This window comes from Hymenobacter fastidiosus, assembly GCF_039539565.1.
Classification (GTDB): Bacteria; Bacteroidota; Bacteroidia; order Cytophagales; family Hymenobacteraceae; genus Hymenobacter; species Hymenobacter fastidiosus.
Genome location: NZ_BAABDJ010000036.1, coordinates 151,829 through 164,826 on the forward strand (window position 1 = coordinate 151,829; position 12,998 = coordinate 164,826).

The 12,998-nt window shown below is 61.6% G+C and carries 12 protein-coding genes; 7 read left to right on the forward strand and 5 right to left on the reverse strand.

What is annotated here, in order from left to right:
* The coding region (locus ABD833_RS16160) for an AraC family transcriptional regulator (protein ID WP_345074382.1) at positions 1-809 on the forward strand (809 nt) is incomplete at its 5' end.
* 339 nt (positions 810-1,148) lie between these two features.
* Positions 1,149-2,363 carry an MFS transporter gene (locus ABD833_RS16165; protein ID WP_345074384.1) on the forward strand — a complete coding sequence of 405 codons (1,215 nt, stop codon included), beginning with the start codon at positions 1,149-1,151 and terminating at the stop codon, positions 2,361-2,363.
* A 78-nt stretch (positions 2,364-2,441) separates the two neighbouring features.
* Here ABD833_RS16165 and rfbD read toward each other — a convergent pair whose 3' ends face one another.
* The 4 genes from rfbD to ABD833_RS16185 form a co-directional block, all read right to left on the reverse strand.
* Entirely contained in the window at positions 2,442-3,293 is an 852-nt protein-coding gene (gene rfbD / locus ABD833_RS16170) for a dTDP-4-dehydrorhamnose reductase (RefSeq protein WP_345074385.1), read from the reverse strand.
* 48 nt (positions 3,294-3,341) lie between these two features.
* Positions 3,342-4,313: a TIGR03915 family putative DNA repair protein gene (locus ABD833_RS16175; protein ID WP_345074386.1), complete on the reverse strand. Its 972-nt coding sequence runs from the start codon at positions 4,311-4,313 to the stop codon at positions 3,342-3,344.
* A gap of 81 nt (positions 4,314-4,394) precedes the next feature.
* Positions 4,395-4,574 (reverse strand): hypothetical protein, encoded by a 180-nt coding sequence (locus tag ABD833_RS16180; RefSeq protein WP_345074388.1) that lies wholly within the window; start codon positions 4,572-4,574, stop codon positions 4,395-4,397.
* A gap of 149 nt (positions 4,575-4,723) precedes the next feature.
* The gene (locus ABD833_RS16185) at positions 4,724-5,989 is read right to left on the reverse strand and encodes a putative DNA modification/repair radical SAM protein (RefSeq protein ID WP_345074390.1); all 1,266 of its coding nucleotides are present in this window, start codon (positions 5,987-5,989) and stop codon (positions 4,724-4,726) included.
* Between the two features lie 338 nt (positions 5,990-6,327).
* On the opposite strand from ABD833_RS16185, the gene ABD833_RS16190 reads away from it, so the two are divergent.
* The 5 genes from ABD833_RS16190 to ABD833_RS16210 all read left to right on the forward strand — a co-directional run bounded on the left by ABD833_RS16190 (position 6,328) and on the right by ABD833_RS16210 (position 12,567).
* Positions 6,328-8,214 (forward strand): BamA/TamA family outer membrane protein, encoded by a 1,887-nt coding sequence (locus ABD833_RS16190; protein WP_345074391.1) that lies wholly within the window; start codon positions 6,328-6,330, stop codon positions 8,212-8,214.
* Between the two features lie 570 nt (positions 8,215-8,784).
* The gene (locus tag ABD833_RS16195) at positions 8,785-10,101 is read left to right on the forward strand and encodes a DASH family cryptochrome (RefSeq protein WP_345074392.1); all 1,317 of its coding nucleotides are present in this window, start codon (positions 8,785-8,787) and stop codon (positions 10,099-10,101) included.
* Between the two features lie 191 nt (positions 10,102-10,292).
* A complete protein-coding gene (locus ABD833_RS16200; RefSeq protein ID WP_345074393.1) occupies positions 10,293-11,129 on the forward strand; it encodes a CvfB family protein in 837 nt (278 codons plus the stop codon).
* Positions 11,130-11,239: 110 nt separating this feature from the next.
* A complete protein-coding gene (locus ABD833_RS16205; RefSeq protein ID WP_345074395.1) occupies positions 11,240-11,914 on the forward strand; it encodes an NAD-dependent epimerase/dehydratase family protein in 675 nt (224 codons plus the stop codon).
* A 59-nt stretch (positions 11,915-11,973) separates the two neighbouring features.
* Positions 11,974-12,567 carry a hypothetical protein gene (locus tag ABD833_RS16210; protein ID WP_345074396.1) on the forward strand — a complete coding sequence of 198 codons (594 nt, stop codon included), beginning with the start codon at positions 11,974-11,976 and terminating at the stop codon, positions 12,565-12,567.
* A 201-nt stretch (positions 12,568-12,768) separates the two neighbouring features.
* Here the strand turns inward: ABD833_RS16210 and ABD833_RS16215 are convergent.
* The coding region (locus tag ABD833_RS16215; RefSeq protein WP_345074397.1) for a hypothetical protein at positions 12,769-12,998 on the reverse strand (230 nt) is incomplete at its 5' end.

Below are 12,998 nucleotides of genomic sequence, written 5' to 3' on the forward strand. Positions count from 1 at the left end.
ACCAGACGGCGCACCGCGTGCCGCTGAATATGGGCCACCTGGTGCTGACGACGATGCTGCGGGGCAAGAAGGTGATGCACCTGGCCGGCCGCCCCGCCTTTGAGTACCTGCCCGGCGAGTCGGTTATCGTGGGCAAAGACCAGACTATGGTCATCGACTTTCCCGAAGCCGATGCAGCGCACCCGACCCAGTGCCTGGCCGTGGCCATTCCCACCGATACCATCCGCCAGACCATCGACCTGCTCAACGAGCAGCAGCCCCGGGCCGAAGAGCACCTGCCCTGGCAGCTGGACACCACCGACCACGCCCACTTCCAGAATACGCCCGAGCTCACCAGCACCCTGGAGCGCCTGGTGCAGCTCTCGCGCGACACGGGCCGCGCCAAGGACGTGCTGGCCGGTTTTACTGTTCAGGAAATGCTGGTGCGGCTGATGCAGACCCAGGCCCGGCAGCTTATCTTTCACAACTACCAGCAGCACGCCACGTCGCACCGCTTCGCCCACGTGGTGCAGTATATCAAGCAGCACCTCACCGAGCAGCTCACGGTGGAAAAGCTCAGTGCGCTGGCCTGTATGAGCAAGGCCACTTTTTTCCGCGTCTTCAAGCGGGAGCTGGGCCTCACCCCTATCGAGTATGTTATTCAGGAGCGCCTGGCCGAAGCCAAGCGCCTGCTGCGTCACCCGCTGAGCACCGTCGCCGACGTGTGCTTCCGGGCGGGCTTCAACAACACCGCGTATTTTCAGAAGCTCTTCAAGCAGTATGAGGGCGTGACCCCGGGGTTGTACAAGAAGCAGTACGCGGTATCGTAACCGGGTTTTCTAAACGAGGGTAGAGACCTTCAGATTTGCGTCTCGTCGTTCAATAACCGACGTCACACGGTTATATACTGGTGGCGCAGCCCGTCGGTGAACGAATCAATAGGAGTTCGTTCCACGACCGGCGGGGGCAAGCCCCGCACCCTACGGCGGTTTCGCAAATCACTGCGCGAGGAGTATAGCAGCGTCAGCACGCGGGGGACGTGAAGTATGGCGTCTCCCTTCCCGTTCCGGAACTGAATAGGACCGAAGTAGTAACTTTGCTGGCACAACCCCGGTTTATCGGGGCCAACTCCGCCAACGGCACCCGTCGCCGTGGTGATAATTTGCCCCATGAAAGTAGCAGTAGCGGCTGAAGCTCGGCCCGTGACAGAGGACCTTCGTCCTGATTCTTCCCCCGCTCCCCTGGCCCCGGCGCTGGTATGGCTCATGGCCATTACCTGCGGGCTGGTAGTGGCCAACATTTACTACAACCAGCCCCTGCTGGCTGAAATCGGAAAAACATTTGGCCTGTCCGACACCCGGGTAAGCCTCGTGGCCACCGTTACCCAGATCGGCTACACGCTGGGGCTGCTGTTCGTGGTGCCGCTGGGCGACAAGCGGGAGCGGAAAAGCCTGATCCTGGCTTTGCTGCTGTGCGCGGCGGTGTGCATGGCGGGAGCCGCCTTCGCTCCTACGTTTGCTTTACTGGCGGCGGCAAGTCTGCTCATTGGGCTGTTCTCCGCCGTGCCCCAGCTCCTGATTCCCATGGCGGCTTCCCTGGCCAGCGACGAAGACCGGGGCCGGGTGATCGGCAAAGTGATGAGCGGCCTGCTGATTGGAATCCTGGTTTCGCGGACTGTCAGTGGGTACGTGGGGGCCCATTTTGGCTGGCGCACCATGTTCTGGCTCGGCGCGGGCGTCATGGTCGCTTTGGGCGGCATTCTGGCCCGTATGCTGCCCCGCAGCCAGCCCACGTTCACCGGCAGCTACGGCAGCCTGTTGAAATCGTTGGTTACCCTGACCTGGCGGCTCCCCCTTTTGCGCCGCTCAGCCCTGGTGGGGGCCTGCATGTTTGCCGGCTTCAGCGCCTTCTGGACGACGCTGGTGTTCTTTCTGGAAACGACCTATCAGTACCACAGCGACGTGGCCGGGCTGTTCGGCATCATCGGGGCCAGCGGGGCCTTCGCCGCTTCCTTCGCCGGTAAGTCGGCCGACCGCAAAGGCGCTGACCACGCGCTGAACCTGGGCATTCTGCTGGTGCTGGCGGCGTATGGGCTGCTGGCCGGCACCGGGTACTACCTGGTAGGGCTCATTGTGGGAGTTGTTATTCTGGATGTGGGCCAGCAGATGACCCACATTTCCAACCAGGCCCGCATTTTCGTGCTGCTGCCCGAAGCCCGGAGCCGCCTCAACACCGTGTATATGACGGCCAGTTTCGTGGGGGCTTCGGCCGGTTCCTTTCTCGGGGCGCTGGCCTGGGCCCACTTCCAGTGGCCGGGTGTCTGCGGCGTAGGCCTGGGCTTCGTGGGAGCAGCGTACCTGATAAACCGTTACTACGGACGATAATGCCGGTTGCAAGGTGGCCCCGAGCCTAGGCAACAGACCGTTGGCACCGGCGCCGCTGCTTTTTTCGGGGGCGCAGTTCTATAATCTGCTCAGGCATTCTTTCAGACTGTCGCGCCAGTGCGGAATCGTCACCTGAAGCCTGGTTTTAGCTTTTGTCTTATCCATAACCGAGTACGCCGGACGCGCGGCTTTGGTAGGATACTCCACGGTAAGGATCGGCAGGACGCGAACCGGCGTATTACTGAGCTCGAAAATAGCTTTGGCGAAGTCGTACCACGACGTCAGGCCTTCATTGCTGTAGTGGTAGATGCCGAATTCCTGGTTCCGGGTTTCGATGATCGTCAGAATACAGCCCGCTAAGTCGATGGCGTACGTAGGCGTTCCGGCCTGGTCCCAGATCACCTTCAGCTCGTCCCGCTCCCGGCCCAGCTTCAGCATCGTTTTCACGAAGTTGTTGGCGTATTCGGAATAAAGCCAGCTGGTTCGCAGAATGAAATACTGGCTGGTATGGACCGCAATGGCCTGCTCGCCTTCCAGCTTCGTCAGGCCGTAGATGCTGATGGGCGCTGCCTCGTCGGTTTCCAGCAACGGCTGGTTGCCGGTGCCCGCAAACACGAAATCGGTGGAGATATGGATAAGCGTGCTGCCATGGCTGGCGCACAGCCGCGCCAGGTTTTCTACCCCGTCGCAGTTTACGCGCCGGGCCAGGTCCACCTCGTCTTCGGCTTTATCCACGGCCGTGTAGGCGGCGCAGTTGATGACGTACGCGGGCTGATGCCGGGCAAATTCGGCCGTCAGCGTGGCCACGTTCAGGATGTTAGCCTGCGCTTCGGGCAGAAAGACGAGGTTGGTGAGCCGGCGCTCCTGCGCAACGTGCTGCAGGCATTGGCCGAGCTGGCCGGTACCACCGAAAACGAGTATCGTACCCATAGAAACCAGAAAGCAGGAAGATAGAAAAGAGGATTTTGCGGCGGCAAATTAGCCATTTCCGGCTTCGCTGCCAGCACCGGCCGCATCGGGTGGCGGCAACAGCGGCCCGCCTGGCTGCACCGGCCGCTTATTCCGGATAGGCTCAAACCGCTGTTCCCGGGGCTGCTTTTCGCTTAGATATTTCCAGTAGCGCAACGGCATGTGCCGGCGATGCAGCTTCAGGTTGCGCCGTTCCGGGATGTTCACGTGGTCGAAATAGGCCTGCCAGAGCAGCTGAAACAGCGGCTCCCGCTCGTCGAGTACCGTAGCCGAAATGTCGGTGGAGCGCTGGCCGGAGCTGGCCTCGAACTGCACGACGTCGGTGCGGGTCAGGTCGTAATAGAGGCCGTAGCGGCGGCGCTGGTCGAAGATCAGCCAGCGCTGGTCGGCGTAGCGCCTGGTGAAGTGGGGCGCGATGAGCGGCAGCACGTCGAAGTCGGGCTCGATGGTGGCGTGAAACAGGCCGTCGGCGGTTTTCTCGAAGCGCACGAACGCCTCCATGCGGTGCTTTTCGCGGTACATCTGCTGGGCGATGCGGGCAATACGGCGCACGGTTTCGTCGGCGTAGTTTTCGGAAATGTCGCGGCCCGCCCGCATAGCCAGGTCAGCGTAGCGAAAAATAAGCATTTCCCGCTCCGGCTGCTCGCTCAGAAACGTATGAAACAGCCGGGTGCGCGCTTCCTGATCCATGTGGCGCAGTAGGCCGTCCCAGACGCGGGTGGCGGTCGGCTCGTGCGTTTCCACCGTTACGGGCTGCGCAAACAAGCCCCCCTGCGTGGACCCCGTTGGCTGAATGCTGTTCGGGGCGGCCTTGCGGTCATAAACCGCAAACAGCACCGACAGCAGACCTTCGAACGAGCCGTCGTAGCTGTAGTCCAGCGGCGGGTTCGTCAGGGCCGGGGCCGCCGGACGCGGCAGCGCGGAGCCGACGGCTGAAGGGGCGGCAGTGGAACGATGACGGGAAGGAAGGGAACGGGGCATAGGCACACAGTCAGGCGTTAGCAACCAGACCCTCCGCGAATAAGGCGGTTCGGGCGCAGACAGGGCACAAGCTGCTTGGATTTAAGCCGCTTCCGGATGCTGCCGGGCGGCCGCGTTAGCACGCGCCGTTTCGTGCATTTGCTGCACCAACGGCAGCAAATCCGACAGCTTGCAGCAGCAGGCTATACGGGCTACTTTCATGGGTTTCACTACTTCGAGCGGAGCAGCCGACGCGTCGGCAGCGCGGTGGGAGACAGTCATGGCAGATGGTTTTTGGTTTTTGGCTTTTGGTTGTTGGTTGTTGGTTTTTGGGTGTTGGTTTTTGGGTGTTGGTTTTTGGCTTTCATCTGGCATGACCTGATCAGGCCAAATGAAAGCCAAAAACCAACAACGAACAACCAAAAACGCGTTTAAGAAGCCTGGGCGAATAAGTCGAGCTGCTGAGTGACCAGCGCCGAGCGCACGGAACCAGCCCCGAACAGAATCTGACGGCGGATGGTCTGCTCGTCGTAGTCGCGGGTATTGAGGGCCTGGCCGCGGCAGGTGAGGAAAAACTTGGCCCGCTTGAGTACCACCCCGAACTTGTGCAGATGGTCGAGGCTGAGGGTAGAGAAGCGACGGGCGGCCACAATACGCTTGGCCGAGCGGGCCCCCACGCCGGGAATGCGCAGGATCATTTCGTAGTCGGCCGTATTCACGTCTACCGGAAAAACGTGGCGGTTGCGCAGGGCCCAGGCCAGCTTAGGGTCAATTTCGAGGTCCAGGTAAGGATGCTCGGGGTCCAGGATTTCGTCGGCCTCAAACCCGTAGAAGCGCATCAGCCAGTCGGTCTGGTAGAGGCGGTGCTCCCGGATAACCGGGGGCTGGGTGAGCTGGGGCAGGCGGGCATCGTCCGTAATCGGAATGTAGCCCGAGTAGTACACCCGCTTCAGCCCGTAGCCTTTGTAGAGGGAGTCGGTGAGCTGAATGATTTGCCGGTCGTTTTCGGCCGAGGCGCCTACAATCAGCTGGGTGCTCTGGCCGGCGGTGGCAAACTGCGGCACCTTTTTGAACAATGCCTTCTCTTCCTTATTCTGCCGGATACCGTCGCGGATCTGGGCCATGGGCGTCAGAATCTGCTGGTAGTTTTTCTCCGGCGCCAGGTTCTGCAGGCTCATTTCGGAGGGCAGCTCGATGTTGACGCTCAGACGGTCGGCATAGAGCGCGGCTTCCGTAATGAGCTCCTCCGAAGCGCCCGGAATAGCTTTCACGTGGATGTAGCCATTGAACTTATGCTCGGTGCGCAGCTTCTTCACGATGCGCACCAGCCGCTCCATAGTGTAGTCGGGCGAGGAGAAAATGCCGCTGCTCAGAAACAGGCCCTCGATATAGTTGCGCCGGTAGAAGTTCATGGTCAGATCCACGACTTCATCCACCGTGAAAGCCGCGCGCTTCACATCGTTGGAGCGCCGCGATACGCAGTAGGCGCAGTCGAAAATGCAGTGGTTGGTGAGCAGGATTTTCAGCAGGCTCACGCAGCGGCCGTCCTCGGTGTAGCTGTGGCAGATGCCCATGCCCTCGGCGTTGCCCAGCCCCCGGTTTTCGTTCTTGCGCTTGCCTCCGCTGCTTGAGCACGACACGTCGTACTTGGCCGCATCAGCTAATATACTTAGCTTTTCCTGAATTCGCTCGTTCATCGGGGCTGTTTTACGGCTTAAAAATAGGTGATTACCTTGAACCAGGCAACTCCTGGTTAAGCTATTTTTTTTAGTAATAGTTTCTTTACCGGCTACATTATCTCTCCTCCCCGGGGCGCTCCACCCCGACTGGCCGGCCCGTGGAGCCCGACCAGGATTGCTGCGGCCGGGCGTTGTTCCGCAGCTCGCCGACGGCTGGTGGCGGCTTCCGGGGTTGCGGGCCCGTCCCGGCAATGCGTACCTTGCCGGGCGTTGCCCCGGCCGTCGTGTTGGCACTTGCTGCACGGCGGCGGGGTTGGGTCTTTCTGATGATGTTTCGCCCCGCTGCCGTTTCGTTCGTGCTTCGTTGCTGCCTATGGGTGGTGGCGCTGTTGGGCGTGGCCGGTCCTGCCCGGGCGCAGCAGCCCACCAGGCCCGTCATCACCGACTCGGCCCGCACGCAGCCCGAAGTTCGCCGCGACTCCCTGCGCCGGCGCTTCGACCAGGAAAAAATGCTGCTGGGGCTCAAGAATTACACCCGCCGCAAAACCATCGCCGGCAAAGCGGCTTCGGCCCTGTTCAACTTCACGGCCCGCAGCGAAGACCGCGCCGGCCTCGATGCCCAGCTGCTCGACCGGCAGTTTGACCAGCACAACTATAAGATCATCCGCAGCGTCAACATCAGTGCCCTCGATGCCTTCGGCTATAGCATCAGCGACCCAGCGCGCCAGCCCAAGAACATCCTGGAGAAGAGTGCCAATGCGCTGCACATCAAAACGGTCCGCTCCCGGGTACGGCAGGTATTGCTGTTTCGGGTGGGGGTCGAACTGCAGCCCCAGGCCCTGGCGGAGTCCGAGCGCTTGCTGCGCCAGACGCCCGAAATCCTCGACGCCCGGGTGTTTGTGAATGAAGCCACCACCGACCAGGACAGCGTCGACATCCAGATCATCACCAAGGATATATTCAGCCTCGGGGGCTCGGTTCAGCTGCGCGACGTAGGGGCCGGGATCATAGCCCTGCGCGACGTGAATTTTCTGGGCCAGGGCCACCAGTTCCGCAACCGGGTGGAGTATGGGCGCAATGAGCCCCAGTCGTGGAGCTACGAGGGGAGCTACCTGGTCCCGTTCCGGCAGTTCGTGAATGCCCAGGCCACTCACCGCAACCTGTACCAGTACCGGGAAACCGGCGTGGTAGTCTCCCGGGGCTTCTACTCGGTGAACACGAAGTATGCCGGGGCGGCGGCCTTTACGATGGTTGACCGGGGCGTCACCCTCCGGGAGCCGCCGCCGGGTGAGCCCTACGTGTTTGAGCCCCTGCGCTACGATGTGCAGGATGTATGGCTGGGCCGCGCCCTGCGCCTGCGCAGCTACGACCTGGGTTACGAAAACCCGGGCCGCGTCATTGTCTCGGCCCGGGCTATCAACACCAACTTTATGGTCCGGCCCAATCCGACCTTCGTCGATAATACGCTGCTGCTGGCCACGGTGGGCTATAGCGTACGACGCTACTACAAAGACAAATACCTGTTCGGCTTCGGCCGCACTGAGGATATCCCGACGGGGACCCTGCTGAGTCTGACTACCGGTTATGAACGCAGTACCGCGGCGAACCGCCGCTACTATGCCCTGCGCGCATCTACCGCCGGCTACAGTGTGCGGAGTGGCTACCTCTACCTGAGCGGCGAGTTCGGCAGCTACCTGCGGGGGCGCGACAACACCTGGCAGCAGGGGCTGCTGAATACGGAGCTGCTGTATTTCACCCGCCTCTACCACACCGGCAACTGGCAGTGGCGGCACTTCTTCTGGAACCGCTCCATCATTGGCTTCAACCGCAGCCCCGGCGAGCAGCTCCTGGCCATCGATGGCGAGCGGGGCCTGCGCGGGTTTCAGCCCACCACGAATCTGCGCGGTACCAGCCGGTTTGTGGTCAACTACGAAGCTACGGTGTACACGCCCGTGTCGTTTCTGGGGTTCCGGATGGCGGCGGTGGGCTTTCTGGACGCGGCGTGGCTGACCACCACCCCCGGCCGCGAATTACCCTTCCGCCAGACGCCCTACAGCGGGGTGGGGCTGGGGCTGCGCTTCCGCAACGAGTACACGGCTATCCGGACCGTGCAGATTCTGCTGGGGTTTTATCCGCGGGGTCAGAATTCGCCCAACGGGTTGCGCATCTTCGAAAGCTCCCGCCCCTACTACGATTTCAGCGACTTCAGCTTTGCCCAGCCCGGCCTGGTGCGCTACGAATAGCGACCCACCACCGGACCAGGCCCGCGGGGCCGGAAGCCGGACAGCTTATTTAGCCTGCCCCGGCGCCGCTGGCCCGCGGCGGGGGACGGAATAACCGGAGGGCCGCCAGGAAGTATCGAAGCTGTTTAGAAAGTCTGATTTTTTGTTGCCTGTCATCCTTCATCTGGTGTCCGCTTGCGAAGGACCGGCCTCTTGTAACACTCTAAAATCCCTTTCACCGCACAACCTCCTTTTCCGCACCACGGGAAAAACTCTGCGCGTTTAACCAGGTTTGGCAGGATATGCGAGTAAGGTCCTTCGCAGGCGTGCGCCAGATGAAGGATGACAGACATTTTGATTTTAGGACTTACGCAAAATGCTTTCACGCAGTGTTTCGCAGTGTTAAACCGCAGTGTTTCGCAGTGTTAAACCGCAGTGTTTCGCAGTGTTAAACGTCCTCGCACTGCGAAACACTGCGGTTTAACACTGCGAAACACTGCGTGAAATGGCACCAGGAGGGTTTTGCGTAAGTCCTAGATTTAGTAACCAGCTTTGCTGTTAGCACACCAGCACCTTGCCCTATTCTCCCCGATGACCGTTCTCTACTGGCTGCGCAACGACCTGCGCCTGCACGACAATGAAGTGCTGGCGTCCCTGCCGCCCGATGCTTCCGCTTTACTGCCCGTCTACTGTTTCGACCCGGCAGCGCTGGGCCCCGATGCCTATCTGGGCTTACCCAAAACGGGGCCGCACCGGCTGGCGTTCCTGCTGGAAACCCTGGCCGACCTGCAGCAACGCTATGCCGGGCTGGGGTCGGGAATTCACTTCGTGGTGGGCCGGCCGGCGGAGGTTCTGCCCCAGCTAGCCCGGCAGCTGAGCCTGAGTGCCATCTGGACCAGCGCGGAGCACACCACGGAGGAGCTGGCGGCCGAAGCAGCCCTGACCACGGCCCTGGGTTCTCAGATCCCGGTGCGCCGCTTTGAAACGCTTTCCTTGCTCCACCCCGCTGATCTGCCCATTGCGGTGCGCAACCTGCCGTTCTCGTTCAGCAAGTTTCGGTTCGACGTAGCGGTGCGGACTCCGGTACGACCACCCTATGCCGCTCCGCGCCAGCTGCCCCGGCTGCCGGTCGGTTTCGTACCCGCGTCCCTCCCCACGGCCTCTGCGCTGGCGGCCCGGCTGGGCCAGCCCGCCCTGGCCCAGCCGCTTCGTGACCCACGCTCGGCCCTCCCCGCGCTGGGCGGGGGCGAAACGGCGGCGCTGGCGCGGCTGCACGACTACGCCGTGGAGCGCCACCTCATTGGCCGCTACGACGATACCCGCAATCAACTGCTGGGGGAAGCCTTCAGCACCAAATTTTCGCCCTGGCTGGCCAATGGCAGCCTGTCGGCCCGGCAGATCTGGGCGGCCATCGACGGCTACGATGCCACTTATGGGGCCCGCAGCAAAGGGGCGCTGCAGCTACGGCTGGAGCTGCTGTGGCGCGACTATTTCCGCCTGCTGGCCCAGCGGTCCGGGCCGGCATTTTTCGGGTGGCCCGGTTTGCGCGATCAGCTCCCCAAGCCTGCCCAGCCCGACCGGGCCGTGTTTGATGCCTGGGCTGCCGGCCGCACCGGCAACGATTTTGTGGATGCCAACATGCGGGAGCTGGCCGCCACGGGATTTATGAGCAACCGCGGCCGGCAGAACGCGGCCAGCTACCTGATCCACGATCTGCACCAGGACTGGCGCTGGGGAGCCGCCTGGTTCGAGCACCGGCTCATCGACCATGACCCGGCCTCGAACTGGGGCAACTGGAAATACATTGCCGGCACGGGCACGGATGTGCGCGACACGGCTTTCGATGTGGCCCAGCAAGCCCGGCGCTACGACCCGCAGAGCCGCTACGTGCGGACCTGGCGGCAGTGAGCCGGACCGCGTGGGTCAATTAAAAACGGAGAATTAAAAAATTAAAAATTATTGGCGCGGGGATGCTTCTTCGGACCTTTGCCGACGACTGCCGTTCTGGTAGCAGAGGGCTGGCCGAACGGCGTAGAAACAGCCTGAGCATCCCGTACAAGGCATTTTTGATTCTTAATTCTTCATTTTTAATTGACCCCATGCTTGCGCTCGGCGATTTTAACGAACTGGAAGTAGCCCGCGCGGTTGACTTCGGCCTCTACCTGACGTCCGACGACGGTGACCTGCTGCTGCCGGGCAAATACGTCGCCGAAGGCACTCAGATCGGCGACCGGCTGCGCGTCTTCGTGTACCGCGACTCCGAAGACCGCCTCATTGCCACTAACCTGGAGCCCCTGGTGCGCGTGAACCAGTTCGCGGCCCTTACCGTCCGCGACGTGTCGGAGGTGGGCGCTTTCCTGGACTGGGGCCTGGAAAAGGATTTGTTTCTCCCCTACCGCAACCAGCGCCGCGCGCTGCGCCCCGGCCAGCGCGTGACCGTATTCGTGTACCTCGATGAAACGTCCGACCGGATTGTGGCCAGCGCCAAGTGGGAGCGGTACCTGCCCGATACGCCATTTGAGGGCCAGGCCGGCGACGTGGTCCAGCTGTTCGTGGCCGATGAAAGCGACCTGGGCTACCCCGTCCTCGTGAACGGCACCCACCAGGGGCTGCTCTACCACAACGAGGTGTTCCGGCCCCTGCGCCTCGGCGACACCCCCACGGGCTACGTCCGCCAGGTCCGCCCCGATGGCAAACTCGACATCAGCCTGCAGAAAGCCGGCTACGACGAAGCCCTCGACGCGGCCGACACGCTGCTGGCGGCTTTGCGCACCGGCAATGGCCTGCTGCCGCTCTCGGACAAAAGCGAACCGGACGACATCTACCGCCGGCTGGGCATGAGCAAGAAGGTCTTCAAAAAAGCCCTGGGCACGCTTTACAGGCGGGGTCTCGTCCAGCTCCTGCCCGAGGAAACCCGGCTGGTAGCCGACGAATAGGCGGGGTTGAATTCTTCGGCGGTGGTTTCATTCCCGGCTGGCATTCCTGCGTATGAAACTGCCAGCCCTGCCTGCTGACCTACCTCCTGACTACCTCGCCCCAGCGCGCCATGAAACTTCAGAAAACTGCTCTTATCGCCGGTGCCAGCGGCCTGATCGGCAGTCAGCTGCTGCCCCTGCTGCTGGCCTCCGACCGCTATGCCAAAGTAATTGCCGTGGGACGGCGGCCGGTACCGCACGTGCATCCGAAGCTGGACCAGCGCATTCTGGAACTTGACCACCTGGAAGAGCACCGCCTGGGCCTGATTGCCGACGACGTGTTCTGCTGCCTCGGGACCACCATGCGGCAGGCCGGCTCGAAAGAGGCTTTTTATACAGTCGACTACCTCTACGTGGTGAAGCTGGCGGCCATAACGGCCGCCAATTTCGCGGCGCAGTTCATGGTAGTATCCGCTATGGGGGCCGATGCCGGGTCCCGGATATATTACAACCGCGTGAAGGGCGAGATGGAGCAGGCCGTACGGCGGACCCCGTTCCGGGCGATTCATATTTTCCGCCCCTCCCTGCTGCTCGGCGAGCGGGATGCCCGGCGCACCGGGGAGCAGGTTGGGGCCGTGCTGCTGCGCCTGCTGAATCCGCTGCTGCTGGGGCCCCTGCGTAAATTCAGGCCGCTACCGGCGGCCGCGGTGGCCCGGGCCATGCTGCAGGCCGCCGAAGATGACGGCGGCGGAATCCTGGTGCACTTGTCGGATGAAATTGCGGCACCAGGCGACCCAGGTCCCTAAGTCTAGGGCTGGTTGCTTACTTTTGTCCTCCTTCTCATTTCTCTTACCCTCGTTGGCTTATGAAACGTTTGTGGTTTTCCTTCCTTTTTTTCCTGCTGGTACTCCCGGGGCTGACGGTGCAGGCCCAGTCTAAAAAGAAAAGCAGCGGCGGCGGCGGAAGCGGCAGCTCGGGCTACTCCACCGGTATTGGCCTGCGCGGCGGCGGCTATTCGTCGGGGCTGACCGTCAAGCACTTCCTCAGCGGTAAAAACGGCGTGGCGCTGGAGGCCCTGCTCACGACTGAGTACCGGGCCAAAGGTGCCCGGCTGACGTTGCTGGGCGAGAAGCACAAAAGCCTGGCCGATGTGCAGGGTTTGCAGTTTTACTACGGGGCGGGCTTCCACGCCGGCTCCTACCAGGGCCGCTACTACTTCGATGACGGCCGTTACTACCGGGGCCGCAAAGACAAAGACGACTACTTCCGGAACCGGGTTTACCTGACCGATGAAACCACTTACCTCGCTATCGGCGCCGACCTGATCCTGGGCCTGGAGTATAAGCTGGAAGACCTGCCCTTCGTGGTGGGCGTCGACTACAAGCCTTTCTTCGAGGTCTTCAACGGCTATACCGGCTTCTACAACGATGCCGCCGTAAGTCTGCGCTTCACCTTCTAACACCGAAGCTGTTTAGAAAGTCAAGCAGTCTGCCATCCTTCACCTGTCATCCTCTACCTGTCATCCTTCATCTGGCGTCCGCCTGCGAAGGACCTTATCACGAGTGCTCATATTGGCCTAATTCCAACATGAGCCCCCGTGATGAGGTCCTTCGCAGGCGGACGCCAGGTGAAGGATGACAATCGACAAAAAATCGGATTCCTAAACAGCTTCTGCTTTTTGCCGGACCACCATCCGGCTACGTTCTTTCTTCCCAGGCCCGGCCGGAGCAATGCTCCGGCCGGGCCTTTTTTTGTCCGTACTGGTACGGACCAGCTTCTCCGTACCAGTACGGATAGAAATAGTGAAAAAAATACGTGCTACTGGTCGAGAAACCTTATTGGGTCGGGTATAATTTAGCGAGTTTGATGCGGGCATCCGCCGTTTTGAAT

Excerpts from the sequence above, each read along its gene's own strand:
- ABD833_RS16165 (WP_345074384.1), top strand. The coding sequence starts at position 1,149 with ATGAAAGTAGCAGTAGCGGCTGAAGCTCGGCCCGTGACAGAGGACCTT.
- rfbD (WP_345074385.1), bottom strand. The coding sequence starts at position 3,293 with ATGGGTACGATACTCGTTTTCGGTGGTACCGGCCAGCTCGGCCAATGC.
- ABD833_RS16175 (WP_345074386.1), bottom strand. The coding sequence starts at position 4,313 with ATGCCCCGTTCCCTTCCTTCCCGTCATCGTTCCACTGCCGCCCCTTCA.
- ABD833_RS16180 (WP_345074388.1), bottom strand. The coding sequence starts at position 4,574 with ATGACTGTCTCCCACCGCGCTGCCGACGCGTCGGCTGCTCCGCTCGAA.
- ABD833_RS16185 (WP_345074390.1), bottom strand. The coding sequence starts at position 5,989 with ATGAACGAGCGAATTCAGGAAAAGCTAAGTATATTAGCTGATGCGGCC.
- ABD833_RS16195 (WP_345074392.1), top strand. The coding sequence starts at position 8,785 with ATGACCGTTCTCTACTGGCTGCGCAACGACCTGCGCCTGCACGACAAT.
- ABD833_RS16200 (WP_345074393.1), top strand. The coding sequence starts at position 10,293 with ATGCTTGCGCTCGGCGATTTTAACGAACTGGAAGTAGCCCGCGCGGTT.
- ABD833_RS16205 (WP_345074395.1), top strand. The coding sequence starts at position 11,240 with ATGAAACTTCAGAAAACTGCTCTTATCGCCGGTGCCAGCGGCCTGATC.
- ABD833_RS16210 (WP_345074396.1), top strand. The coding sequence starts at position 11,974 with ATGAAACGTTTGTGGTTTTCCTTCCTTTTTTTCCTGCTGGTACTCCCG.